Source organism: Alloprevotella sp. OH1205_COT-284 (assembly GCF_003859795.1).
GTDB lineage: Bacteria > Bacteroidota > Bacteroidia > Bacteroidales > Bacteroidaceae > Alloprevotella.
Genome location: NZ_RQYI01000006.1, coordinates 42,508 through 67,060, shown reverse-complemented (window position 1 = coordinate 67,060; position 24,553 = coordinate 42,508). Strand labels below are relative to the sequence as shown.

The 24,553-nt window shown below is 52.2% G+C and carries 19 protein-coding genes; 5 read left to right on the top strand and 14 right to left on the bottom strand.

The window, feature by feature from the left end; translation table 11 throughout:
* The first annotated feature begins 38 nt into the window (after window positions 1–38).
* The 3 genes from rpsD to rplQ are packed head-to-tail and all read left to right on the top strand — an operon-like array spanning window position 39 to window position 2,206.
* Window positions 39–632 carry a 30S ribosomal protein S4 gene (rpsD, locus tag EII14_RS02975; protein WP_124931083.1) on the top strand — a complete coding sequence of 198 codons (594 nt, stop codon included), beginning with the start codon at window positions 39–41 and terminating at the stop codon, window positions 630–632.
* A gap of 18 nt (window positions 633–650) precedes the next feature.
* Window positions 651–1,643, top strand: coding sequence for a DNA-directed RNA polymerase subunit alpha (locus EII14_RS02970; RefSeq protein ID WP_124931082.1), 993 nt, complete (start codon window positions 651–653; stop codon window positions 1,641–1,643).
* A 56-nt stretch (window positions 1,644–1,699) separates the two neighbouring features.
* Window positions 1,700–2,206, top strand: coding sequence for a 50S ribosomal protein L17 (rplQ, locus tag EII14_RS02965; RefSeq protein ID WP_124931081.1), 507 nt, complete (start codon window positions 1,700–1,702; stop codon window positions 2,204–2,206).
* A 272-nt stretch (window positions 2,207–2,478) separates the two neighbouring features.
* Here rplQ and EII14_RS02960 read toward each other — a convergent pair whose 3' ends face one another.
* The 7 genes from EII14_RS02960 to tsaB all read right to left on the bottom strand — a co-directional run bounded on the left by EII14_RS02960 (window position 2,479) and on the right by tsaB (window position 8,761).
* The gene (locus EII14_RS02960) at window positions 2,479–2,802 is read right to left on the bottom strand and encodes a T9SS type A sorting domain-containing protein (protein ID WP_124931080.1); all 324 of its coding nucleotides are present in this window, start codon (window positions 2,800–2,802) and stop codon (window positions 2,479–2,481) included.
* Between the two features lie 94 nt (window positions 2,803–2,896).
* The gene (gene rseP / locus EII14_RS02955; protein ID WP_124931079.1) at window positions 2,897–4,285 is read right to left on the bottom strand and encodes an RIP metalloprotease RseP; all 1,389 of its coding nucleotides are present in this window, start codon (window positions 4,283–4,285) and stop codon (window positions 2,897–2,899) included.
* A gap of 36 nt (window positions 4,286–4,321) precedes the next feature.
* Window positions 4,322–5,467, bottom strand: a complete 1,146-nt coding sequence (locus EII14_RS02950) for a 1-deoxy-D-xylulose-5-phosphate reductoisomerase (RefSeq protein ID WP_124931078.1) — start codon at window positions 5,465–5,467, stop codon at window positions 4,322–4,324.
* A gap of 129 nt (window positions 5,468–5,596) precedes the next feature.
* On the bottom strand, window positions 5,597–6,163 hold the full coding sequence (rimM, locus tag EII14_RS02945; RefSeq protein ID WP_124931077.1) for a ribosome maturation factor RimM: 567 nt from the start codon (window positions 6,161–6,163) through the stop codon (window positions 5,597–5,599).
* A gap of 43 nt (window positions 6,164–6,206) precedes the next feature.
* Window positions 6,207–7,511: a UDP-N-acetylglucosamine 1-carboxyvinyltransferase gene (gene murA / locus EII14_RS02940; protein ID WP_124931076.1), complete on the bottom strand. Its 1,305-nt coding sequence runs from the start codon at window positions 7,509–7,511 to the stop codon at window positions 6,207–6,209.
* A gap of 9 nt (window positions 7,512–7,520) precedes the next feature.
* Entirely contained in the window at window positions 7,521–8,069 is a 549-nt protein-coding gene (locus EII14_RS02935) for a DUF4290 domain-containing protein (RefSeq protein ID WP_124931075.1), read from the bottom strand.
* Window positions 8,069–8,761, bottom strand: coding sequence for a tRNA (adenosine(37)-N6)-threonylcarbamoyltransferase complex dimerization subunit type 1 TsaB (tsaB, locus tag EII14_RS02930; protein WP_124931074.1), 693 nt, complete (start codon window positions 8,759–8,761; stop codon window positions 8,069–8,071). The genes EII14_RS02935 and tsaB overlap by 1 nt, the downstream gene beginning before the upstream one ends.
* Before the next feature lie 644 nt (window positions 8,762–9,405).
* Here tsaB and EII14_RS02925 point away from each other — a divergent pair.
* Together EII14_RS02925 and EII14_RS02920 are read left to right on the top strand one after the other, a co-directional pair.
* Window positions 9,406–12,267: a hypothetical protein gene (locus EII14_RS02925; RefSeq protein ID WP_124931073.1), complete on the top strand. Its 2,862-nt coding sequence runs from the start codon at window positions 9,406–9,408 to the stop codon at window positions 12,265–12,267.
* Window positions 12,268–12,286: 19 nt separating this feature from the next.
* Window positions 12,287–12,469 carry a hypothetical protein gene (locus tag EII14_RS02920; protein WP_124931072.1) on the top strand — a complete coding sequence of 61 codons (183 nt, stop codon included), beginning with the start codon at window positions 12,287–12,289 and terminating at the stop codon, window positions 12,467–12,469.
* A gap of 255 nt (window positions 12,470–12,724) precedes the next feature.
* Here the strand turns inward: EII14_RS02920 and EII14_RS02915 are convergent, their stop codons facing one another.
* From EII14_RS02915 to EII14_RS02885, 7 genes are all read right to left on the bottom strand, one after another.
* Window positions 12,725–12,928: a hypothetical protein gene (locus EII14_RS02915; protein WP_124931071.1), complete on the bottom strand. Its 204-nt coding sequence runs from the start codon at window positions 12,926–12,928 to the stop codon at window positions 12,725–12,727.
* 23 nt (window positions 12,929–12,951) lie between these two features.
* Window positions 12,952–14,388 carry a Fe-S cluster assembly protein SufB gene (gene sufB, locus EII14_RS02910; protein ID WP_124931070.1) on the bottom strand — a complete coding sequence of 479 codons (1,437 nt, stop codon included), beginning with the start codon at window positions 14,386–14,388 and terminating at the stop codon, window positions 12,952–12,954.
* 280 nt (window positions 14,389–14,668) lie between these two features.
* A complete protein-coding gene (locus EII14_RS02905) occupies window positions 14,669–17,749 on the bottom strand; it encodes a sialidase family protein (protein ID WP_124931069.1) in 3,081 nt (1,026 codons plus the stop codon).
* A 477-nt stretch (window positions 17,750–18,226) separates the two neighbouring features.
* Window positions 18,227–19,543 (bottom strand): DUF1302 family protein, encoded by a 1,317-nt coding sequence (locus tag EII14_RS02900; protein WP_124931068.1) that lies wholly within the window; start codon window positions 19,541–19,543, stop codon window positions 18,227–18,229.
* A 1-nt stretch (window position 19,544) separates the two neighbouring features.
* The gene (locus EII14_RS02895; protein WP_124931067.1) at window positions 19,545–20,324 is read right to left on the bottom strand and encodes an outer membrane lipoprotein-sorting protein; all 780 of its coding nucleotides are present in this window, start codon (window positions 20,322–20,324) and stop codon (window positions 19,545–19,547) included.
* 4 nt (window positions 20,325–20,328) lie between these two features.
* Window positions 20,329–22,713 carry an RND family transporter gene (locus EII14_RS02890; protein ID WP_124931066.1) on the bottom strand — a complete coding sequence of 795 codons (2,385 nt, stop codon included), beginning with the start codon at window positions 22,711–22,713 and terminating at the stop codon, window positions 20,329–20,331.
* Window positions 22,714–22,736: 23 nt separating this feature from the next.
* Window positions 22,737–24,482, bottom strand: coding sequence for an ABC transporter ATP-binding protein (locus EII14_RS02885; RefSeq protein WP_124931065.1), 1,746 nt, complete (start codon window positions 24,480–24,482; stop codon window positions 22,737–22,739).
* Window positions 24,483–24,553 lie beyond the last annotated feature (71 nt).

Here is a 24,553-nt window from a genome sequence, read left to right as displayed (position 1 = left end):
TCGACCAATTGTTGAACGAAAAACAAAGATATTAAACTATGGCAAGATATACAGGTCCTAAGGTTCGTCTTTCTCGCAAATTCGGTGAAGACATCTTTGGCAACACTACCAAACGCATGCAAGGTCGCAACCAAAACGTGCGTCGCCGCAAGACTTCCGAATACGGTGTCATGCTCGCCGAGAAGCAGAAGGCAAAATACACCTACGGCGTTCTTGAAAAGCAGTTCCGCAACCTCTTCGATAAGGCTGCCGCTGCCAGCGGTATTACCGGTGAGATTCTTCTCCAAAGCCTCGAATGTCGTCTTGACAACGTGGTTTACCGCCTCGGAATCGCTCCCACTCGCTCTGCCGCTCGTCAGCTTGTCAACCATAAGCACATCACGGTAGACGGTCGTGTGGTCAATATCGCCTCTTACAGCGTAAAGCCCGGTCAAATCGTTGGAGTTCGCGAGCGTTCCAAATCGCTCGAAGTGGTGGCCGATGCCCTTGCAGGTTTCAACCACTCCAAGTATCCTTGGATCGAGTGGGACGAAGCTACCAAGTCCGGTAAGCTCCTCCACAAGCCCGAACGTGCTGACATCCCTGAAAACATCAAGGAACAGCTGATTGTCGAGCTCTACTCTAAGAACTAATTCATAATACGATTTTTCATGGCGATATTAGCATTCCAAAAGCCCGATAAGGTAGTCATGCTCGAAAACGACTCCAAGTATGGAAAGTTTGAATTCCGTCCTTTGGAGCCCGGTTTCGGTACAACCGTCGGAAATGCTTTGCGTCGCATCCTGCTCTCTTCACTGGAAGGTTTCGCGATTTGCGCTATCAAAATTGACGGCGTGGAACACGAGTTTGCTTCCGTGCCCGGAGTGAAGGAGGACGTAACCAACATCATTCTCAAGTTGAAGCAAGTTCGCTTCAAACAGTTAGTAGAAGAATTCGAGACAGAGAAAGCAAGTATCACCATCTCGAACTCCACAGAGTTCAATGCAGGTGACATCGGAAAGCAACTTTCCGGTTTCGAGGTGCTCAACCCCGAACTCACCATTTGCCATTTGGACTCCAAAGCCACGATGACGATTGAGGTTACGATCAACAAGGGTCGCGGATATGTCCCCGCTGATGAAAATCGCGAGTTCTGCACCGACGTCAACGTAATTCCCATCGACTCCATTTACACCCCCATCCGTAACGTCAAGTACGCCGTAGAGCCTTTCCGCGTAGAGCAGAAGACCGACTACGACAAACTCGTGCTCGAAGTTTCCACGGACGGTTCCATTCACCCGAAAGATGCCCTCAAAGAGGCTGCGAAGATCCTAATTTATCATTTCATGCTCTTCTCCGACGAGAAGATCACCGTTGATGACGCACCCGATGCCGACAACGAAGAATTTGATGAAGAAGTGCTTCACATGCGTCAGTTGCTCAAAACGAAGCTCGTCGACATGAACCTCTCCGTTCGCGCGCTCAATTGCTTGAAAGCCGCCGACGTCGAGACCCTCGGCGACCTCGTTCAATACAACAAGAACGACCTCCTCAAATTCCGCAACTTCGGTAGGAAATCGCTCACTGAGCTTGATGATTTGCTCGAGAGTCTGAATCTGTCGTTTGGAACCGACATTACCAAATACAAATTGGACAAGGACTAACCTCGGCCTCTGTGCACAGTGGTTAATCAACTATCCTAATTAAAACAAGTACATCAATGAGACACAATAAGAAATTCAATCATCTCAGTCGTACTGCTTCTCATCGTTCTGCCATGCTTGCCAATATGGCCGTATCGTTGATCAAGCACAAAAGAATCACTACGACTGTCGCTAAGGCAAAGGCGTTGAAGAAGTACGTCGAGCCTCTTATCACCAAGTCTAAGCAGGACACCACCAACAGCCGTCGCGTAGTGTTCTCTTACCTCAAAGATAAGTATGCCGTCACTGAACTTTTCAAGGAAGTCAGTGTAAAGGTTGCCGATCGTCCCGGCGGTTACACCCGCATCATCAAAACCGGTTTCCGCGCTCAGGACGCAGCACCCATGTGCTTCATCGAGTTGGTTGATTACAACGAGAACATGGCCAAGACTGAAAAGAAGGCCAAGCGTACTCGTCGTTCCAGAAAGGTTGCAGAAGCTGCTCCTGCCGAAGTTGCAGCCGAAACCGCCGAAGCTCCTGCCGTAGAGGCAGAGGCCGCAGTAGAAGAAAAGACTGCAGAATAACACCAATATACTTATTGCAAATCCTCATACTTTACAAGGGTATGAGGATTTTTTGTATCCAACCGAAATAGGCAGCCTTTTATAGAGTGTTTCGTTAGCTCATGTGGCGACAATAACAAAGGGCTGTACCAAAATATGTTTGGTACAGCCCTTTGTCGTAGGTGGTAAAACGAATGGTTTTATGAAAAGTGGCTATCGAGTGCATCTTGAATGAAAGAGGACAGTCTTTTCAGAGCGCATCCCTCTTTTGTGGAAGAGTATAGTCTCCTTTATCAAAGAATGTTGATGCGCCGTGCCACTTTGCCCACTTTGACGATATAAATGCCTCTTGTGAGGTTGGCGGTGACGGTCTTGTCCGCGGTTTCTATGCGTTGCGAGGCCACTTTCATTCCTGCCACGTTATAGATTTCGAGGTGAAGACCTTCGGCGTTTTGGATGCGGATTTGGTTGTCTTTCACACTGATGATGATGCCTTCGTTCGGAGCCGCTTCGAGGCCGCTCGGCGGAAGCATCACCGGCTCTGCCGCCCTTGCAGGGGAAGCAAGGCCACAACACGCGGAGAGAGCGAGGGCGATATGGAACAGTGCAGTTTTCATGGATATTCGTCTTTCAATATCGACAAAAATACTATTTATTGTGTGAACCGCAAAATTTATTTGTGTTTTTTTGAAAACGAGGGGGCATCAAGCCTTAGAAAACGAAGCGCACGATGTCGTTGAAGAGCCCCAGTGCCATCAGTCCGAGCACGAAGTAGAAGCCCACGGTGTTGACGCGCTCGATCCACTTGTCGGAGAATTTGCGGCGTGTCACCACTTCGAGGAGTGTGATGAATATGTAGCCGCCGTCGAGCATGGGGATGGGCAGGAAGTTCATGAAGGCTAGCATGAGGGAGATGAACGCCGTCAGTTGCCAAAACGCTGCCCAATCCCATGTGGCGGGGAAGATGCTGCCAATCGTGCCGAACGAACCTACACTCTTTACTCCCTCGGCACTGAAAATGTAGCGCAGATCGCTCACGTAGCCGCTCAATACCTCCCAGCCGTGGGTGATGCCTGCCGGAAAGCACGAGAGGAGGTTGTGGGAGATGGTTTCGGTGGCGTAGTCGGCCAACACGTTGTGTTTGAACACGCCGAGCTTGCCTTCGTTACTGAGTGCAAAGGCGAGTGTGTCGATTTGAGCCGTTCCTTTCCGCTCGACGAGGAGCGTCGTTTTCAACACTTTTTGTTCCACTTTGCCTTCCACGGCGGCAATTTGGTCTTGCACGACGGCGAGTTGTTCGTCGATTTCGTTCCACGTGGAGATCGTTTTTCCGTTCATACCCACGATGCGGTCGCCGCTGCGCAGTCCGCCTTTTGCGGCTGCTCCGTCGGCCATGACGCTGTCTACGATCGAGGGCGTTGTGAGTGCCACGAAGGGCGGTTGCTCTTTGACCATTTTAAGCAGATCGATGTTGCCGTCGAGGGGGATGTCGAGGCGTTGTCCGTTGCGCATGACGTGGATGACTTCCGCCTTACCCAAGTCGCGCAGCATTCGGGTTTGGTTGAAATAGGTGTAGGTTTCGTTGTCTGCCCCCACGATGAGGTCGCCGTCGCGAAAGCCCATTTGTTCGGCCGTGGGCGAGAAAGAAAATCCGTGTGTGATGTTGCGCACGGGCAAACGCTCTTCGCCCCACGCCAACATGACCATGCTGTAAACGAAGAGTGCAAAAAGGAAATTGACCAACACTCCGCCCACCATCACGAGCAGTCGCTGCCAAGCCGGTTTGTTTTTGAAAAGTTCGCCGGCCGGGATTTTCGCTTCTTCCTTGGCCACGGCGTCGGCTCCGGTGCTTTCGTCGACCATGCCGGCTATGTCGACGTAGCCGCCGAGGGGCAGCCAGCCGATGGCAAAGTCCGTGTTGCCCCACCGTCCGAGGGGGAGGGCTTTGCGGCCGCCTTTCCAAAAGTCGAAAAAGAGGCAGAAGCGATGAACGCGGATGCCGAAGAGTTTGGCGAAGAAGAAGTGGCCGAACTCGTGGAGTACGACCAAGAGCGAGATGCTGAGAATGAGTTGCAGGGCTTTGATGAGAAAAATTTCCATAAATCTTGTTCAAGATGAGTGAGTGGTGTGAGAAAATCAGATGCAGGCCGCCGTGATGCGTCGCGTTTCGGCATCGGTGTGCAGATAGGTGTCGAGGTCGGGTCGGGCGCAGAAGTCGGCTTCGGTCATGGCGCGTCGGATGAGTCTTGCGATGTCGCGAAAGGCGATGCGTCCCTGTCTGAAAGCGAGATTGGCCACCTCGTTGGCTGCATTGACGATGCAGGGCATGTTGCCTCCCGTTTCGGCCGCTTCGTAGGCGATGCGCAGGCAGTCGAATTTGTCGAAGTCGGGGCGTTCGAAGGTGAGGTTGCGCAGGGCGAAGAGGTCGAGTCGCTCTCCGCCGAGGGTGTCGCGTCGGGGAAAGGAGAGGGCGTATTGTATGGGGAGGCGCATGTCGGGCACGCCGAGCTGTGCTTTCACCGATCCGTCGGCAAACTGCACGGCACTGTGTACGATGCTTTCGGGATGCACAACCACTTCGATGCGCTCCGGCTCGATGCCGAAGAGCCATTTGGCCTCGATCATTTCAAAACCCTTGTTCATCATCGTGGCGCTGTCGATGGTGATTTTCGCGCCCATCTCCCAGTTGGGGTGTTGCAGGGCGTGTGCGGCGGTGACGCGGTCGAGTTCGTCGAGACTGTGCCGGCGAAAAGGCCCTCCCGATGCGGTGAGCAGTATCTTGTCGATGTCGTTGCCGTCTTCTCCCACCAGACATTGGAAAATGGCACTATGTTCGCTGTCTACGGGCAGCACGCTCACCTTTCGCTCGACGGCCAGCCGCGTGATCAGTTCGCCGGCCACGACGAGTGTTTCTTTGTTGGCCAAGGCAATGTCTTTTCCGGCCTCAATGGCGGCGATGGTGGGACGCAGTCCGGAGAAGCCCACCATGGCGGTGAGCACGACGTCTACCTCGCTCATGCGGACAACGTCGCAAAGGGCTTCGGCTCCGGCAAACACCTTGACGGGCAAATCGGCCAAGGCCTCGCGCAGCTGCGCATGGTGGTCTTCGTTGGCAATGGCGACGATTTCGGGACGGAACTCGCGTGCCTGCCGAATGAGCAGTTCGACGTTGTTGTGTGCCGTGAGGGCGTAGGCCTCGTAGCGGTCGGGGTGTTCGCGCACGATGTCGAGCGTTTGCGTGCCGATGGAGCCTGTGGAGCCGAGAATGGCAATTCGTTTCATGAAACTTGTGTGTGAAGCGTTTTCTTATTTTCCCGTCAGCAGGGAGAGGCATCGGGGAGCAACCTCTGTTTTCGGAAAGGGAAAGACGGAGTTTCGCGGCGGACGGAGATGAAGAAAAAGAACGGTCTGTCAATCGTTCAGTTCCAGCAATCCTTCGGGCAGATTGAGCACGATGTATCGCTCGCGCAAGTCGGCATCGACAAGGAAATCCTCGTGATAGGGGATGAGCAGTTCCCCGCCCGCTTCGTTTTCGAGGGTGAGCAGTGTTGTGGCGGGCGTTGTGGCCACGTTCACCACCGTGCCCAGTTCCCGCGTGGCGATGCCTTCGTCGTCGGAGCGGGTGTTTTCGGTGTCGGGCAGGAGCACCCGAAATCCGGTGAGGGCTTGCAGACTGCGCATCTCCCCGGCGGCCTCTTCGTCGAGGGCGGCGTGGGGATAATAGACGGAAAGCCCCACGAGGCGTCGGGCGTCGGTCTCGTTGTCCACGTCTTCCAATTTGAAGAGCGCGGCCTCGTTGTTTTTGAAGCGGTATTCTTCAAAGAAGAAGGGCACGAAAATGCCGTCGATCAGGAGCACGAGATATTCGGCCGTGCCACGGTCGAAGGCGTCGTCGGTAAATCGCAGCTCCACTTCGCCTCGCGTGCCGTGTGTTCGGGTGAGGCGTCCGATGAGGAATACTTCTTCGGGAGTGATCATGCTGAAAGAAATGGCGTTTGTTTGTTGAAAGCGTTTTGTGTCGTCAGAGGCGTGTGATTTTTGCTCCGAGGGCGTTGAGTCGTTCTTCGATGCGTTCGTATCCGCGGTCGATCTGTCCCACGTTGTCGATGCGGCTTGTGCCCTCTGCACTCATGGCTGCGATGAGCATGGCAATGCCGGCGCGGATGTCGGGACTGACCATGCGTCGGGCTTTGAGCAGGTGTTCAAAATTGTGGCCCACGACCACGGCGCGGTGGGGGTCGCAGAGAATGATTTGCGCGCCCATTTCGATGAGCTTGTCCACGAAGAAGAGGCGGCTTTCAAACATCTTTTGGTGAAAGAGCACGCTCCCCTTGGCCTGTGTGGCCACGACGATGAGAATGGAAAGGAGGTCGGGGGTCAGTCCCGGCCACGGCGCGTCGGCAAGCGTCATGAACGAGCCGTCGATAAACGATTCGATTTCGTAGCCCCTGCCGCCCGGTATGTAGAGGTCGTCGCCCCGCTCCTCGATGGCGATGCCGAGGCGTCGGAAACTGTCGGGGATGATGCCGAGGTCGGGGAGCGAAACGTTTTTTATGGTGATGCCGTCGCCCACCATGGCTCCGATGCCGATGAACGAGCCGATTTCGATCATATCGGGCAGTATGCGGTGTGTGGCTCCGTGCAGCTCCTTCACGCCCTCGATGGTGAGGAGATTTGAGGCAATGCCCGATATGCGTGCCCCCATGCTGTTGAGCAGTCGGCAGAGCTGTTGCAGGTAGGGTTCGCAGGCGGCGTTGTAGATCGTGGTTGTGCCTTCGGCCAGCACGGCGGCCATGACGATGTTGGCCGTTCCGGTGACGGAGGCTTCGTCGAGCAACATGTATGCCCCTTTGAGGCGTTCGGCCGTCATCTCGAAGATGTCGTTGTCGGGGTCGAAGTTGAAAGCCGCACCCAGTTTCTGCAATCCGTAGAAGTGAGTGTCGAGGCGTCGGCGGCCTATTTTGTCGCCGCCGGGTTTGCTGATGACGGCTCTTCCGTGGCGCGCCACCAGAGGCCCCACGGTGAGCACCGATCCGCGGAGCGATGCGCAGCGGTCGAGATACTCCTGCGAGCGGAGATAGTCGAGGTTGAGCGTGTCGGCCTTGAAGGTGATGTCGCCCGGTGCGTTGTAGGTCACTTTGACGCCGATGTCGCGCAGCAGGAGAATGAGGTTATTGACGTCGACGATGTCGGGCACGTTTTGCAGGCGCACCTCCTCCGAGGTGAGCAACACGGCGCAGATCACTTGGAGTGCTTCGTTTTTTGCACCCTGCGGTGTGATTTCTCCTTTGAGGCGGTGGTTGCCTTCGATGATGAAAGAAGCCATGGCGTGAGGTTAAGCTGATGTTTTGCCGAGGGCGGCGAGCACTTCTTCGGCGGTGATTTTGGCGTCGGTGAGCATCTCTATGTCGTTGGCCGCTCTTCGCACGTCGGTGGCTCCGCCGCGCAGTTCGCTCAGGTTGCGCTTCATGCGTGTGACCACGGCGCGGAGCATGGCGGCGCGGTGTGTGGCGTCGTCGCTGGCAGCGGTTTCGCTCGTCAGCCGTTCCAAGAGCGCGCCGTAGTGACGCAGGCGTATGGGGTGCGACGGATAGGGCAGGCGCGGCGGTCGTTGGTCTTCGGCGTGCGGCTCGATGGCGCAGGGATAGTCGATGTCGAGCCGGTGGCCGGACATCTGTGCCAAATGGTTCCAGAGCTTCACCCACACCTCCTGCGAGGGGCGCGTCTGTCCGCTCACGGATTTCATCACCTCGACGATGCGGTGTGCAAACGTCGTTCGCTCGTCGCGGTCTTCAATGTCGAGTGCCTGTTGCACCATGTTTTGCACCCATCGGCCGTAGGCCTTGTGGAGCAGGGGAGAGGAGGGCGTGTTGTGGTCTGCCATCAGAAGATTTTTTTTGGCGTGGTGGTCTGAAATTCTTTCAGATAGAAAGGCTCGAAATAGGCCGTGTCTGCAAATTCGCCCCGTGCATAGGCCTTTTCGGCGAGCGGTGCCATGTGTTTGGCCAGCGGGTGGACGTTGTCGATAAATCGGGCGTTGGGGTGGCCGATGACGCTTTTACATTTCTCCGCTCCGTTGCCCATGAAATACACCACGCTCTTGTCGAGCCACTCCCGATAGGTGTCGGCGTCGACGATGTCGGGCTGCACGTCGCGCAGGGGGGTGAGCGCGCGGTCGTACACGGCGGCATACACCTCCATGCGTCGGGCGTCGAGCATGGGGCAGAGCAGGGCGTCGTCGGGCAGGTCGTCGCGATAGAGCAGTGTGGGCACGGTGAGCAGTTTCAGCGTGGGCACGGCGATGAGGGGCACGCTCCGACCGTAGGCCACACCCTTGGCCGTCGAAACGCCGATGCGCAAACCCGTGTAGCTGCCCGGCCCGCTTGACACGGCCACCGCATCGAGCGGAATGGCGTGGCTCTCAATGAAACTCAGGGCTTCGTCGACAAAAGGGGCAAGCACGGTGGCGTGGTTGGGGCCGATGAGATTTTCTTGTTCGAAGATCACTTGCGAATCCTCGCTCACGGCAACGGAACAAACGGCTGTGGAGGTCTCTATGTGGAGAATGCAGGACATGGGGCGGTTTTGAAGATGAAAACGGAAAACGCGACGGAAAGCAAACTTTTCTCACGAGAAAAGCCCGCGTCGGGCGCGGAAATGAGATTGCAAAGTTACTGTTTTATCACCGAAAATCAAAGTCATAGACAAGAATTGCCGCCGCAGCCCTCTCAAAGGGGCAAATTTCCGAACAACGAGTGAAAAAATCTAAGCAACGAATAGGAAATCCTACATAACGAGTAGAAAATTCTAAGTAACGAGTAGAAAATTCTAAGTAACGAGTAGTTTGTTTCGAGCAACGAGTTGCATGCCCGAACTTATTTTTATCTTGTTCGGCGGTGTGGCTACGCGATTTTTGCGCAGCGGTCGCGATTTTTGCAAAGTGGTTTCAAATATTTGTCATTCGTGTACTTATGCTTGTTTCTGAACGGAAAATATATCATTAAAGCATTTTTTTAATGCTTAATTCTTGTTATGTTGAAAAAAGTTTTTACATTTGCGCGTCCGAACATAATAAATAACTGCTAAATCTTTGCCGTTTTTTCGACTAAAACCTTATCCTTTCCCTATAACAACGGACTTTTTTGTTAATCAGCACACTGTACTTATTATTATAAAATCTATTTCTTAATCCTAATCATTTTATTCAAAACAATCCTTTTATGAAAAAGCTTTTTACTCTTCTCCTTTCCGTCTTCGCTATCGGAGGGGTATCGGCTCAGTCCACCGATACGGGCTATCGAGCCGTTCCGGTCGCCGAAAAGGCATGGCCGCAAACTGCGACTGTTGCGACCACCGATAATTCCAAAGACGTTGTTTTTCGCAGCAATAATCATCCCGATTACTTTGTGTCTTCTACCGATACGGAGCTGAAAGTGATGAATGATGGCACGCGCGATGTATTTCGTATCTTCTCCACGGCAACTGCCAATCAGTACAAAATCTACAATGTGACGAAAAGTAAATTTGTCAAATGGAAACAAAATGCGAATGTCCGAAGTGTAACGGAATTAGTCCTCAATGCGGATGATGCCAATAATACTTGGTTGATTGTGAATAATAACAATGGCAATAATGCAAAAATTGTAGACATTATTGCAGGAGGTCGCACGGCGTATGAAAACAGAGCACCTTGCTGGAACCCTCATGGTGGTTTTGGACACAATAAAGTGATTGGAACATGGGATGCAAACGACGCCAATTCTTCTTGGCAGATTTGCGAGGCAATGGCGCTTACAGCCCCTGAATTTGTGACGAATTACAATGCTACCGAAAAATGGTATTCCGTAACTCTGCGCGGCAAGAAAGTGGCTTACGACAGAGAAGCCAACAAAATGAATTTTTCGGATTTACCCGGTGCTCCTTCTCTTTTTCAGTTTGTGGGTACAAGAGATGGGTTCAAAATCTACAATCGTGCCGCAGGCAATACAAAAGCCTTAGGCTCTGCGAACGTGGCAACCAATGAAGATGTTCTTCCTGTCGAAGCGGCCATGGCCAAAACATTCCGTCTCGAAATGGGATACGACAGAGGACGTTGTCAAGATGCTTGGGTGATCCGCTCTACCACTACCAATAATGGATACCTCCACGATTATAGAGAAAAAGTCAGCTATTGGGTGAATGGCAATGCTAAAACAGATTATGGTAGTGTCTTTGTTTTTACTCCCGAGATATTCAACCCTTTGGCTGAATTTAATTATGAAAAATCAACAGCATTGGCTCTTTTGAATGAATGGAAAGGCAATGCCTCCATTAAAGCAATTTACGGAGAAGATAATATATCAAGTGCTATCAGTACGATCAATGGTTTGAACCCTGCTGAAAATGAAACCGAAGGTAATCGGGCGGTTCAAACCATCGTGGCTGAGATGGAACGACTTTATGCAAATGCCAATGGGAAAAAGATAGTGCTGACTTGTCCGCTTTATCCCACTCGTCGTATGGCGGTGGATTTGTATGGAAAGCTCATGGGGGTTGAAACAACCGAAACCACCGCTTCGCATGTCTTTGTCCTTAAAGCCAATAAGGCATCCCTGCAACTCACGCATGCAGCCTCCGGCCGTAAAGTGCAAACTCAGACAGAATTCAATAAAGCAATTCTTGCAGATAACACAGCCGCTAACTATGCCTTGAAGACTGTTGCAGGTAACAACGAGCAAGTAGCTTTTGAGTGTCAGGATGTTTCCGGTAAAGAAACGGCCTGTTTGCATATGGCAAGCAGCATAGGCTATGCCATTGTGCGTTGGAATGCTCAAAGTATAGGGGCTTCAACATGGAAAGTGGAAGTGGTGAACAGTACGGAAACCGACATCAAAAATGCAGCCAAAGCTCGTTTGTCGGAGGCTGAGGCTTTGTATGCTTCTTCTGTGGGGAGCAGTCTTCAACAGTTTAGCCAAATAAGCAATCAAGCTTACGATAATGCAAAATCCCCCAATGCCGATGTTGCTATGATAGAAACAGGCGTTAAAGCTATACTTAATGGAGAGGTATATAAACTCAATCTTCCACGTCAAGGACAATTCCTGCGCATCAAGTCCAAAGGAGGAGTGAAGTATGTGAGCATGAATCCCGTCACAGCCGAAGGGGTTAATAAAGATCGCCTTTCCACAGTTACGAGTGCGGATGCTTCTACGCTTTTCTACTACAATGGTACTACACTGACCGGTGTGCAATCGGGTAAGGGTATCGGAGTAATAGCTAAGCCCGGTAACGACGGATATAAGGCTTATGTGCTTCCTCATGGTCAAGAACCCAAAAATGTTCATTTCCGCGTTGCTCCTGCTAATAAGAAATATTATAATATTTTGGTGGGTGAGGCGGAAACCTATGATTCGCAAGGACTTTGGATCAGGGACAACAGTGCCTTTGTGGACGGCTCCACAAATTGGCGCGATGGAGATGATGCCAATCGCTTGCAGTTGGAAGAAGTTACCGAAATTCAAGTTCCTCTCGGCAGCGCAGGAGTAGCCTCCTTTGTGATACCGGCAACGGTGAAGATGACCGTTTCTTCCGGGACTAAGGCCTATAAGGTGACGCAAACCGGTAGCGGAACAGCCACGCTAACCTCTTTGGACGGTGTGATTGGTAACGAGAATAGTGAAGTAGCGATTGTGTTGAAAGGCACTCCCGATACAAATGCAACGCTTACCGTTTCTGCCACAAATGTACAAGGAGCGGCCGATATCAGCGGCAATATGCTGATCGGTTCGGTAGCGGCTTCTGCTACGACAAACAAAACGGCAGAAGGGGACTACGGCCTCAAAGTGAGTGGAAGCGAAGCCTACTTCGCCAAGACAAATGCCGATATTCCTTTCCGTCCTTTCCGTGCGGTGTTGCGCACTACCACTGCCCAAGGTGTTTCTGCCTTCTCGCTCAACTTCGGCGAGGACAATGTCACCGCCATTGAAACGGTAGACACCACAACGCAAGACGCCCCCATATTCGATCTCAGCGGACGCCGCGTGACGAAGACCGTGAAAGGCGGAGTCTATATCAAAAATGGTCAGAAAATCGTACAACAATAATCTTTTAAGATCGTTCAAAATGAAGAAAACATATATTGCCCCCACACTTGTAAATGTTGAAGTTCTCGCAGAAGGGCTCATCGCTTCCTCCATTACCTCTATGCCCATGAGAGAAAGCGAGATCGAGAGCGAAAAGATCATCTCGTCTGATGACTTTGCTACGCAAGAATTTAACGGAAACTCATGGTTCGACGCCGAATAGTTCGACACTCTGCGGCGAAGCTCTTTGGAGTGTCGGCCGGCGCATTGTTCGCCAAACTGCCTAAACACTGCCTCCGCTGAGCGCGCCAAACCATTTGAAAAAAGACCGCATCCGTCCCCGTCGGGAGGAGAGCGGTCTTTCTTCTTTTCATTTCATTCCGAACAGCCATGTGCTCAAAATTTCTCTTTTGTCCTTCTTATTTCTTCTTTCTCGTTTTTCCGCTTTTTCTTTTGGTTCTTCTTTGGGTTTATCATTCTATTGGGAAAAAGTGGAGTTGGCGGTCATGGAGCAATGTAGGAAGCGAGAGCACAAAAAACTCATCGGGTCGGACTTGTTGCGGAGTCCGACCCGATGAGCTTTGGGTTGAGAAAGAGGGGGGGGGAGCGGCGTGTGGGCTTTCTTTGGAAGAGCGGCGTGGCGTCGTGCGGTGTTTTGCCGCCGAACTGCCGATTGTTCCATGCCGTCTTTATCCCGCGTCGCAATTATCCCACGCTGCCTTCGAGCGAAACGGAGAGCAATTTTTGCGCTTCGACGGCAAATTCCATCGGTAGTTTGTTGATGACCTCGCGGGCGTATCCGCCGACGATGAGGTTCACGGCGTCTTCCACGGGAATGCCGCGTTGTTGGCAGTAGAGCAGTTGGTCTTCGGAGATTTTCGACGTCGTGGCCTCGTGTTCGACAATGGCGTCGTTGTTGTCCACGTCGATGTAGGGGAAGGTGTGCGCGCCGGAAACGGAGCTGAGCAGCAGGGAGTCGCACGAGGAGTAGTTGCGCGCGCCTTTCGCCTTTTTGGCCATGCGCACCAGTCCGCGATAGGAGTTTTGGCTATTTCCGGCGGAGATGCCTTTGGAGATGATGGTCGAGCGAGTGTTGGGAGCGAGGTGTATCATTTTTGTGCCGGTGTCGGCCTCTTGGTGGTTGTTGGTCACGGCTACGCTGTAAAACTCTGCCTGCGAGCCTTCGCCCGATAAAATACAGGAGGGATATTTCCATGTGACGGCCGATCCGGTTTCGACTTGCGTCCACGACAGCCGGGCGTTTTTGCCGCGCAGGTGTCCGCGTTTGGTGACGAGGTTGAGCACGCCGCCGTTGCCGTCGGCGTCGCCGGGATACCAGTTTTGAACGGTGGAATATTTCACTTCGGCGTCGGCATTGACGATGATTTCGACGATGGCGGCGTGGAGTTGGTTTTCGTCGCGCATGGGTGCGGTGCAGCCTTCGAGATAGGATACGTATCCGCCCTCGTCGCACACGATGAGCGTGCGCTCAAACTGCCCGGTGTTGCGTGCATTGATGCGAAAATAGGTGGACAGTTCCATGGGGCAACGCACGCCTTTTGGGATGAACACGAAAGATCCGTCGGAAAAGACGGCCGAGTTGAGGGCGGCGAAGTAGTTGTCGCGATAGGGCACGACGGTACCGAGATATTTGCGGACAAGTTCGGGGTTTTCTCTGACGGCTTCGGAAAAGCTGCTGAAAATTACCCCTTTTTCTTGCAGCCGCTCTTTGAAGGTAGTCTTGACGCTGACGGAGTCCATCACGGCATCAACGGCAACGCCGGCTAATGCCATGCGTTCTTCGAGCGGTATGCCAAGTTTGTCGAATGTTTTGAGCAGTTCGGGATCAATCTCTTTTTTTTCGTTTTTCTTTTTCGTGGGATCGGCATAATAGGAAATGGCCTGATAGTCGATTTCGGGCAGGCGCACGTGTGCCCAATCGGGTTGTTGAAGCGTTTTCCAGTGTCGGAAGGCGGTGAGGCGAAATTCGAGCAACCATTCCGGTTCGTCTTTTTTGGCACTGATTTGCCGAATGATGTCCTCGTTGAGGCCGGCTTCGATGATTTCGGTGTCTATGTCGGTGATGAAGCCGGCTTCGTATTTTTGCTTGGTGAATGATCGGAGGTATTCGTTGTCTGCCATGGGGCTTTTGTGTTGTTGTGTGGATAGGAGGTGAGGCGTGGGCTTTCTGAAAATGGCGCGCACGACAAGTGTCTGCAAAAATACGATAAAAGGAGGGGAATGCCAAATTTTGCGATGTTTTTGGGCTTTATGCGCAAATAGTTCGGAGTAATGCAAAGAAAAGTCATCTTTTCCGATGATGTTCCGAAGACGACAACGCGAAAGCGGCGTGAAGCTGCTTTCGCGTTGTACAAAGAGAGGCGGTCGGCGTGTAAAAGGAGCTGCCGACACGGCCGAAAGATTATTTCACCACGCGTTTGCGACCGTTGATGATGTAGATGCCTTGTGGCAGGCGGGTGGGATCAACTTCCGGCAGTAAGCGTCCGGCCAAATTATAGATACCCTTTGGAGCGAGCGTGGGAGTAGGAACTGATTGAGGGAGGGCGGTGATGTTTTTCAACACTTCTGCATCGGCAGCGATATTGGGATTTTCATAGAGTACCCATTTCGAGCCGGCATCGTCGGCTGCCCAAACGGCAATGGGAGACTGAGCAAGCTGAGGGGCGGCGCAGAAGTAGGTTAGGGCATTGGAACCGGTGTTGAAAGCAAAACCCAAAGAACGTTGAACGACGTGGATGGGAGTTTGTTCGTCGGTGAAAGTGCAGGCGCTGATGTTGTCGGGTGTTTGGGCAAACTGTTTCGCACCGATGTTGTAGAGATAGAAATCGCCGTTGTCGGTCTTGATGATTTGCCAGCTGCTCAAAGGAGATAGAATGTCGAGAGGCTTGGCAAATTCGGGATTATTGAGAGGGTGATCGGAATCGCCTTGCATTTCGGCTACCCAAACGTTATTTTCTCCTTCTTTTTTTATGGCATAAGCGTTGAAGTGAGGATTGTGGAGAACATAGGCTTTATTGTTCTCGATTTTGTCGAGAGAGGTGATGAGTTCGCCGAGCGAGAGTTTTGCTTGTTCCAAACGGATGACGGAAGAGAAATTGTCTTTCCAATAGGGAGTTCCGGCACCGTCGTAGTCAAGGTTTTCGGTATTGACGATCCAATAGCCGTCTTCTGCTGCGGAGGTGTTTTTGTTGATGCCGCGCATGGAGCGTATGACGAAGTGTCCGTAGAGGTCTTCGAGCGTGCCGTTTGTCATGTTGGTGCCGAGAGGGGCTTTTTCGAGCGTGAGGGGAGACATGGCGGGGTCGAAAGTGTCCGTAAATCCGGTGGTGCTTTCATTCTCCAACCATGTTACGCCTGCGCGCTTGGAATGGTTGCAAAGGTGTTTTCCGTCGGCAGTGGTAAAGAAAAATCGGCCGTCGGCAGTGGTGTGTGCCGTGAAGCGTCCTTGTGCGGGAATGTCGTCGGCATTGCGTTCGCCGAGAGCGATATCGCTACCCGTGTAGATCAGATAGTATTGTTTGTCTTTGCCGACAAAAGTGAAGGTGTAGCTCGTACCGTTTTGAGGCATTTCGATCTTTGTTTCTCCGAGGAGATTTTCGATGGCAGTCATGAGTTGTGCCTTGGTATGAGTGGCCGGTGAGTTGATGATCTCGATCAGCTGTGTACGCGAAGGGGCGTCGGCAGCGGGGTAGCCAAGACCTTTGAAGGAGAGTAGACGTTCTGCGCGTTGGAGATCGGCGGCAGAGATGGCTTGATCGTCGTCGTTGGGTTTGGGCACAGTGGGGTCGTAGGAGAAGGCATCGTCGGTGATTTCTTCGAGGGTGAAGGCCTGATAGACGTTGGTGTAGTCGGCTCCGAAAGTGCTTTCTTCATAGAAGAAGGCAATTTTGTTGTCTTTTTGGAGTATCATCGTGCTGTATGCCGAGCTGAGTTGGGAGATTTGTTTGTGACCCGTCCAGTTTGCGGCAAAAGCGGTCGGCGTGATGTAGTCGGCAATGCTTTCGAGGGCTTTGAAATGGATGCCCACGTTGGTGCGTCCGGGGCCGAAAGGCACGCTTTGGAGTGCGAGGTACATTTGTTTTTGGTCGGCGTTGCGCTTGACGGGAAGAATCATGATTTCGCCGTTACAAGCATTGCTTTGTGCCACGGTGCCGTTGTTGCTCGCACCCGACATGACGGCATTGCTCCAAGTGCCTGCGCCGGTTGTTTCATCGGAGTAGGTGAAGATGTTGAAGAGGCGTCCGCCGTTTGCGCGGCTCGAAATCAAAATGCGTCCGTCGGGCAACTCTTCGCATTTGGGTTCGTCGCCGGCGGGAACGGGGCGTGCTTCGACACCGCCGAGGGCTTTCCACGTCAGGCCGAAGTCGTCGGAGAAGATCACTCGGTTGCCGCCGTCGCGAGCGCAGAGGGGTGCGTAAATACGATAGTGAGTGCCTTTCTTGATGGTGGTGCTTTGACAGAGTTTGCCCGAACCGACAAAGAGGCTTTTGATACCCACGCCGGGAGCAGTTTTGAACATGCTGTACACCTGTTCGGTGAGATCGGTGTAGGTGCCCCAGTTTTGTCCGCCGTCTTCGCTGACGAAGCGCACCATCGGGTTGGGACGTCCCTCGAAATAGTTGGCTTGACCATAGGGCGTTTTTCCGGCCACGCAGAGCATCAACACTTGTTCGCTTTCGCGATCGGCCACAACGGCAGCGTCGCCAAATCCGCAGTCTAAGGCGTTTACGTTGCCCGTGCCGTCGGCGATGGTCGCGGCCTTGCCCCATGTCTTGCCATTATCGGATGAGATGCGGAGCTGTATGTCTACTTCGCCATAGCCGATGTCGCTGCGACAGGGCCGATAGTCGCTAAATGCCAAGAGCTTTCCCGATGGGGTGCAGGCCATGGCCGGAATGCGGTAGGGAATTTCGCCCGGGTTGGTGATGAATAGATACTTGTTGAGTTGTGCATCGTTTTTGGCCACGGTGACCACGAAATTTTGGGTACGAGCAAAGCCATGGACTTTCTGTTGCTCCTCTTTGACGTTGAACGTGATCGAAGTCTGGTGTATATCGGTCACACTGATGTTGGCCGGCGTTGTGCTGCTGGAATTGCTTACGGAGGCTTTGCCGGATGGGGTCACAACGATGGTTTTTCCATCTTGGTCGGAGGTGAAGTCGAATTTGTAGCCTACGATTTCATACCCTACGCTGACAGAGAGGGTATAGGTGCTTGCAAAGTTGGCGGAGGCATTGCCGGTGAAGACCCGGATGTTTTCTCCGTCGTAGTAATCCATGTTATTGCTTGTGCAAGAGAGTGTGACGGTGGGGGAGTCTTGTGTGGATGTCCACGTTCGCGCCCATGTTCCTGCCGGGTTGGTGGCAGTCCACGACCCGGAACTTTTGTTTACGGCAACTTCCGTGTTTTGTGCCACAGTCGTTGCCCACCCCGACAGCGCCAAGGCTGCCGTCAGAAAAAGACGGTAAAAATCTCGTTTCATAGTTTTGAAATTAGTTAATAAGGGAATTTCGGGGGTAAAAATAAAGATTTATTTTCATTCCGACAAATTAAATGTCCTAATTGTAATGTAAATATTGCTTTTAGGCTGTTTTTGCTTTTCTCAGGGTGAAAAATGCGGTTGGCCGTGTCGTCATCTCTTTTGCGGAAATGATGAATATTCGTTCCCCCGTGAACGTGCTTTACCCTCTTTTCGATGCCGTCCGCTGTCCGCCGTCGAGCCGAATCGGACGGCGCACCACCATAGATTGAGTGTTGGGAAAGACTTCCTTTGAGATCGGGATAAGTTTTACTTAGAAGGTTTTTGGAGGTTGTCTGCGAGAGTATCAAACATAAGAGACTGTGGAAAAACATACATCCATCCAAATGTTGAATTTGATTATTAGGTAGATGTGTGACTTGGTTTGGCTGTATTGAGAGGGCTTGTGATGGTTTCTATAACTGGTTGTTTTTTGTCTTTTTAAAAACTATACTTCATCTTCACCCATATTTCGGAATTTTGGCTGTACATGGCAAACATACCTCTTTGGGAATGGAAGTAGTCGTAGCCTGCGGTGAGTTCGATTTGATCATTAAGGTTGTATGTGGCAGAAAAACGATTGAAGATGTCGCCGTCAGCCACGTCAATATAGGCAAAGGTGGAGAGTTTCAGGGTGCTGCGCAAGAGATCTTTGGTTATTCTCGCCGTGGCAAGTCCGGTGTTGCGATAGATATTTAGCATGGCGAGATTGCCCGATACGTATTTATGGCTGTATTGCGCACTGATGTTCCAATCGTTTCCCGGATACCAGTCCATGCCCAAAAGGGTATGGACGACATCTCGCCTGGCCACTTCACTGCCCCAATTTGCACTCTGCGTCTCTCTTAGATAAGCCGCGGTCTCTGCACGCAACACAAACTGACCGATGGGCAGCGAGCAGTCTGCCCCAAGCATCGTCATACGGCGATATATTCCTGTGCCCGAAAGCCGCCTCCCATCGGGCGAGAGCGACAAAGCGAGCGCAGGTATCTTGTTCCACGTTCTGAGCGCACTCACCGAGAAGTCTGCGCCTCTGAGATTGGCCGTTATCCGACCGCCATATTCGATATTTTTCAATCGTTTCTCGGGTTTCCTGCTTTCTAGATCGAAGGTGTAATCCGAGGGTGTCACGGGCAGACGCATCGCCCACGGATTGCGCGCGTCGGTGGGCAGGACAAAAAAGTCAGCCACCGGTGTGCATACCGCCTCGAAGGTTAGTGCCTTTAAAGCATATTTTGCGCGCAAGGCATTGACCGGCATACGAATGTCGTCGTAGTCTTGTGCGAGAAACTCGGTGTAATCGAACGGCGAGATGCAGTCGGTCAGGCGCAGTGCATCTGCCACTCCCCACACCACGATCTGTCTTCCCACACGCATGTCCCAGTTGCTCTTTGCGTAGGAGAGATAGGCCTCTCGAAGTTCAATACCCGTGCGCTCTTTCAAAATACCGTTGTGGGTGGCATTGAGTGAAACGAAGAAGGATGACGCTCCTTTTTCGAGCATCAGTTCTCCTCGCGCCCGAGTTCTCGAAGCCATCCAGTGGCCTCCGCTCGTGCGGAGAGCATGATAGGTGTCCAAGAAGCCTTTCACCCGTGTTTGCAGAGTATTGTCCTCTTCTTCTTCAAAGATATTCGAAAAAATACTGTTTTTTTCCGTGACCGTCTCGTTCACCAAAAGGGTGTCGGCTTGTTCCCTTGCCTGCACCGCTCCCATCGGCACGAGCAAGGGTATAAGCAAACATAATCGCAATGTTTTCATATCAAAGTCCTTTTTCGAGTTTCGCCACCGTGAAGAGATTGGGCGATATTTTCACGTTAAACTTCTGTCCACTCATTTTGATGATGGTCTTGTGTCCGGTCTGCACGTTTTCCATCTGCATGTGATGCATACTCCAAAAGCCCTGCACCTTTTCTATGCCGGAGATGGTGAGACGGCGGTGGAGCTTGTTGAGCTTATCGTAATACTCGGCCTTGACCGCCATCAGACAGTCTTGCCTTATCCACGTCAGGCGACGTGAGTAAATCTCATCCTTGCCTTTGGGAGTGGATTCCACCAACCAACATTTATGCTCGCCCACCATCTCCTCACGCACGAAGGTGTGTGTCTCCTCGTCCACGCTGCGTGTACTCATATCGTCGTAAGTGAAGTCGCTCCCCATGAAATAATCGGTCTTAGACGACTTCCCGCTGATGCGGCGTGTTTTTTTCATCGCAGGCAGATAGAGCCATTTGTCGTCCACATGGCTCGCATGATCGTAATCCCACGTGAGGAAACCCGTACCTTTCACATCTCCCGGGTAGGTAAAAAACATGATTTTTTTCGTGTCTCTTCCCACGTCCATTGCCCACGATTCTAGCTTTCGAATGCGCTTGTGTCCGCTCTTCTGAATGAGTGTCATCTCGATGGCGGCATAGCGCGTGTCGCCATCCGCGCGGTTCTTCACTTTCTGCATGATGTCTCTGCCCGACAGCTCTGCTGCCTGTGCGCCACACACCGTAAAGAGAACGATGATAGCGAGTATAAAATGTTTTGTTTTCATCTTGTCAATGCTTGTTTTTGTTGTTCATGTTTTCTTTATCCGTATGATCATACTCTTTACCGAACACACGGAGATACCTGAAAAGGATGGGAGTGAGAAAAAGGTCTGCCAACAACGCCGACACCATACCGGCCACAGCGAGCAAGCCCCAGTGGCGCATCTGCGTGGCATCGGAGAGGATAAAACCGGCAAATGTAGCCGAAATGATGACGGTGGACATCACGAGAGCCAATCCTTCTACACGGAAGGTAAGGCTGATAGCTTTGCGATAGCCGCCATATCGGTGGAAAGCCACGTGACTGTGGTTGATGAAGTGAATGGTGTCATCGACGGCAATGCCCAGGACCATGGGTATGAGCGAGGCAGTCATCATATCGAGCGGATAGTCCAGCCATCCCATTATACCGCCCACGATGATGGCAGGGGCGATGTTGGGTATCATCCCTACCAGACCCACTTTCCAATTGCCGAAGATGAGTACGAGGATAACACCGATAACCAATACCGACAGAAGCATCGACCACATCTGCCCTCGCTCCACATACTGCTGCATTACGGTGAACTGTGGGATGTTGCCCACCACAGCAACTTGCGCCTTGGGGAAAAGCCTCCGTGCCTCCATCTGCAAGGCTTCCATTTCTTGTTCTGCTTGGAGGGAGTTATAGCTTTTCAGCTCCAACTGCAAACGCAACCGCCGATAATCGTAATCCAACCAGTATTCCGACTCTGTTCCTCCTGCGTTCTCATAGAGCAGGAGCAGTTGCGCCACCATATCGGCCTCCTTGGGAATGGTGTAGAATTGCGCGTCGTTACCGTTTAGTGTGCAATTCATGTCTTTTATAATGTCGGTTATGGAATTATGCCGCTTGGTGAGTTTATAGCTACCGGCAATCTCGGCAAGCCGATCAAGCTTTTGCAGGTTCTCTGGCTTTTTGGCATCGTTCTCGTTAGGTAGGGTAATCATCAGGTCGTAGGCGTACATCGATCCCAATTCCGTTTCGCAGAGATCGAGGAAACGTTTCACATAGGGAATTTTACGCCCCATGGTCTTTTCTATGTCGAATGCAGGTTCGATGAAGAAGAGCCCCACACCACAAAAAATGGTGACGGCTATCGAAACAAGCATCACTGCACGGTGACGGTGCATAATCCTATTTCCAAACCGCTCAAAACAATGCCCGATGCAGCCCTCCACACTCTTCTTCATATCGGTGGCCGGCTTTCTGTCCTTGCCTATCGACAGAACAATGGGCGTGATGAAAAGACAGGTGATGAGTACGGCCAGCAGACAGAGCGAGGTGTTGATGCCAATGGCACGCATCGGCACAATCTGCATAGAGAGAAAAGTCATCATTGCCGCCACGGTTGTCAGCCCCGAAAGCAACACCCCCCAGCCTGTCTCGCTCACCGACTCTATAATGGAATCCTTGCGTCGTCCCGTCTCCACAAACCGTGTTTTGAAAAAGTTGTAGAGATGAATGTTGTAAGCTATGGAGCAGGCAAAGGTGAGGATGACGGCTATCATTGCCGTACTCATATCAATATAGATGCCCGACCAGCCGATAACGCCGAAGCCGATGATAAGGGCAAAAATGGAAGTGAACAAAGGGGCTGCTACGCCACGTAGGGAACGTGTAACAAGGAGCATCACCATGATTGAGACGATGAAAGCGAAAAAGAAGAGTCGTCCTAACTCGCCTTTGAGATAAACAAACTTCTCATACGCCAAGTAGGGCATTCCGGCAGCATTGGGCGATAGTTCTGCATATTTAGCTTTGCCGATGATATGTCCGACTTCCTTGCCTGTGAGCATGTCGGGACCGATGTCGCTCGTTTTCTTCCACACACTGTCTTCGGGAAAAGGGCGGAGCTTCACCATAATCCATGTCATAGTGGCATCCTGTGAAACGAGTTTCTTGGCTACATAGGGTTTGTTGTATGCCTTCCGTTTGATGGCGGCAAGCGAGGCAGAGTCGGTGGGTATCTCCTCCGGCACTATCTGCTCGATAGTCATCCCCTCTTCCGTCCCCACAGCAAATTCGAGATCGGTAACAGAAGTGAGTTTGTCGGCATACGACAGGCTGTCTTTCAATTCGTTGCTGAGATCACGAATGAGCGTCAGACTGCGGTGGGAAAAAAGTTCTTTGTTCCTTACCAGCACCGCCACATAATAGTCGTTGCCGAATATGGATTGGAACTCGTTGGTTTTGAGTAGCATCGGGTCGTCGTTCACGAAATAGTCATCGAAGGAAGTTTTCATCACCATTCTCTTTGTGCCAATGAAAGAGAAGGCGACCAAGAGGATGAACATTCCTGCAACGACAAGGCGATGGCACACGATCCACCCGGCCAATCGTCCGAAGGTGTGATTGATTTTTTCAATTTTCATTGTATTTCTGTTTTTTCTAAAAACTAAATTCCTACATCCGAGTGCCGGTTTTCCACTCCCTCTTGCTGCAACAGCACCATTTTGGCAAACTCGCCGCCTTGTGCCATGAGTGCTTCGGGAGTGCCTTGCTCTTTCACGGTGCCGCCGCTGAAAACTACAATCTTGTCGGCATGGCGCACGGTTCGCATGCGGTGGGCTATGATGATGACCGTCTTTTGGCGCACCAGTTCGGATAGGGCGGCTTGTATGCGTGTCTCGTTTTCAGCGTCGAGGCTGGCGGTGGCTTCGTCGAGGAGAATGATGGGCGCGTCTTTCAAGAGGGCGCGGGCTATGGAAATGCGCTGCCGCTCTCCTCCCGATAGAGTTTCGCCGTTTTCGCCGATGAGCGTGTCGTAGCCTTGTGGCATGCGGTTGATGAACTCTTCGCACTGCGCCAACCGAGCCACCCTGCGCACCTCTTCGTCGGTGGCATCGCGTTTTCCTATGCGGATATTGTCGGCAATGGAGGCATTGAAAAGCAACACGTCTTGGAACACCACGGCGTAGTGGTGCAAGAGGTATTCGGAATCAATGGAAGACAAAGGCTCGCCTCCGAGCAATATTTCTCCGCTGTCGGCGTCCCAAAATCGGGCGGCAAGTTTGGCGGTTGTTGTTTTTCCTCCTCCCGAAGCCCCCACGAGTGCCGTCACTTCGCCTTGTCGGGCGATGAAAGACACGTTGTGCAACACTTGTTTGCCTTCCTCGTAGGCGAAGGACACGTTGCGAAACTCGATGTTGTAGTTTTTCAACACCACCTCCGTTCGCCCTTCTTGGGTTGGCATGGCTTCAATCTCTTTCATTCGATTGATGCGCACGTCGAGAAACGTGAGCACGGCGATGTTGTTGCACACTTCCTGAATGGGATAGTAGACCATTGCCGTGATGAGCAGGAAGGCCATATAGACAAACGCCGACAGTTCGCCGCGTTCCAAGAGCCACGCCCCCACGAGAATAACCGTAGGTATGCCGAGTTTGAGCAATGCGGCGGAAAGGTTTACGAAGACTCCTCCCCAAAGGTCGTTGCTGAAAAGTTCTTGCTCCAAATGTGTGAGTCGGCGGTCGAAACGGCGGTTGTAGTCTTCCTCTCCGCAGTAAGATTTGATTTCCTGAATGCACTCCAAGCCCTCTTGTATCTGTTCCGTGACGCCACGTTTCACGGTATAGAGCCGTGCAAAGGCGCGGTTTATTTTGTGCCTTGCCAAGATCAGCGTCCCCACCGCTGCGGGAACCACCCAAAACACGGCGATGGCCAACCGCCAATCGTAGGCGAAGAGGCCGACGGCAACGAGCGACATGCTCAGTGCCGAGGCAAAGAGCTGTGGCACAGCGTGCGAGAAGGTGTGTTCCAAGTGTGTGCAGTCCTCCATTACGGTAGAGGTGAGGTCGGAGAGGTTGCGCTCGCCAAAGAACGCCAACGGCAATCGGCGCAGCTTTTCTGCCACACTGATGCGGCGGTGTGCGCTTTCGTCATAGACGGTGGTGTAGGTGCTGTCGTATTGCCATCGGCTCACGACGAACATCACCGCCATGACCGCCATAGCCAAGAGCAGGTAGAACGCGGGCGAGTGCGGTGTGCGGCTCTTGTCCAGATATTCGGTGAGAAAGAGAAACAGATAAGTAGGCGGTAACATCAGCGCAAGGTTGAATAGCGTGGTGTAGGCGATGCCGCGCATCAGGTCTTTTGCCCCTTTTTCCGAAAGGGCGAAACGGTGTTGAAAATATCGTATCATCGTTTTAGACATTGGAAATGAAACATTGAAGACAATAGGAATATGTTCGGCGTCTTTGCCGGCACATTCTT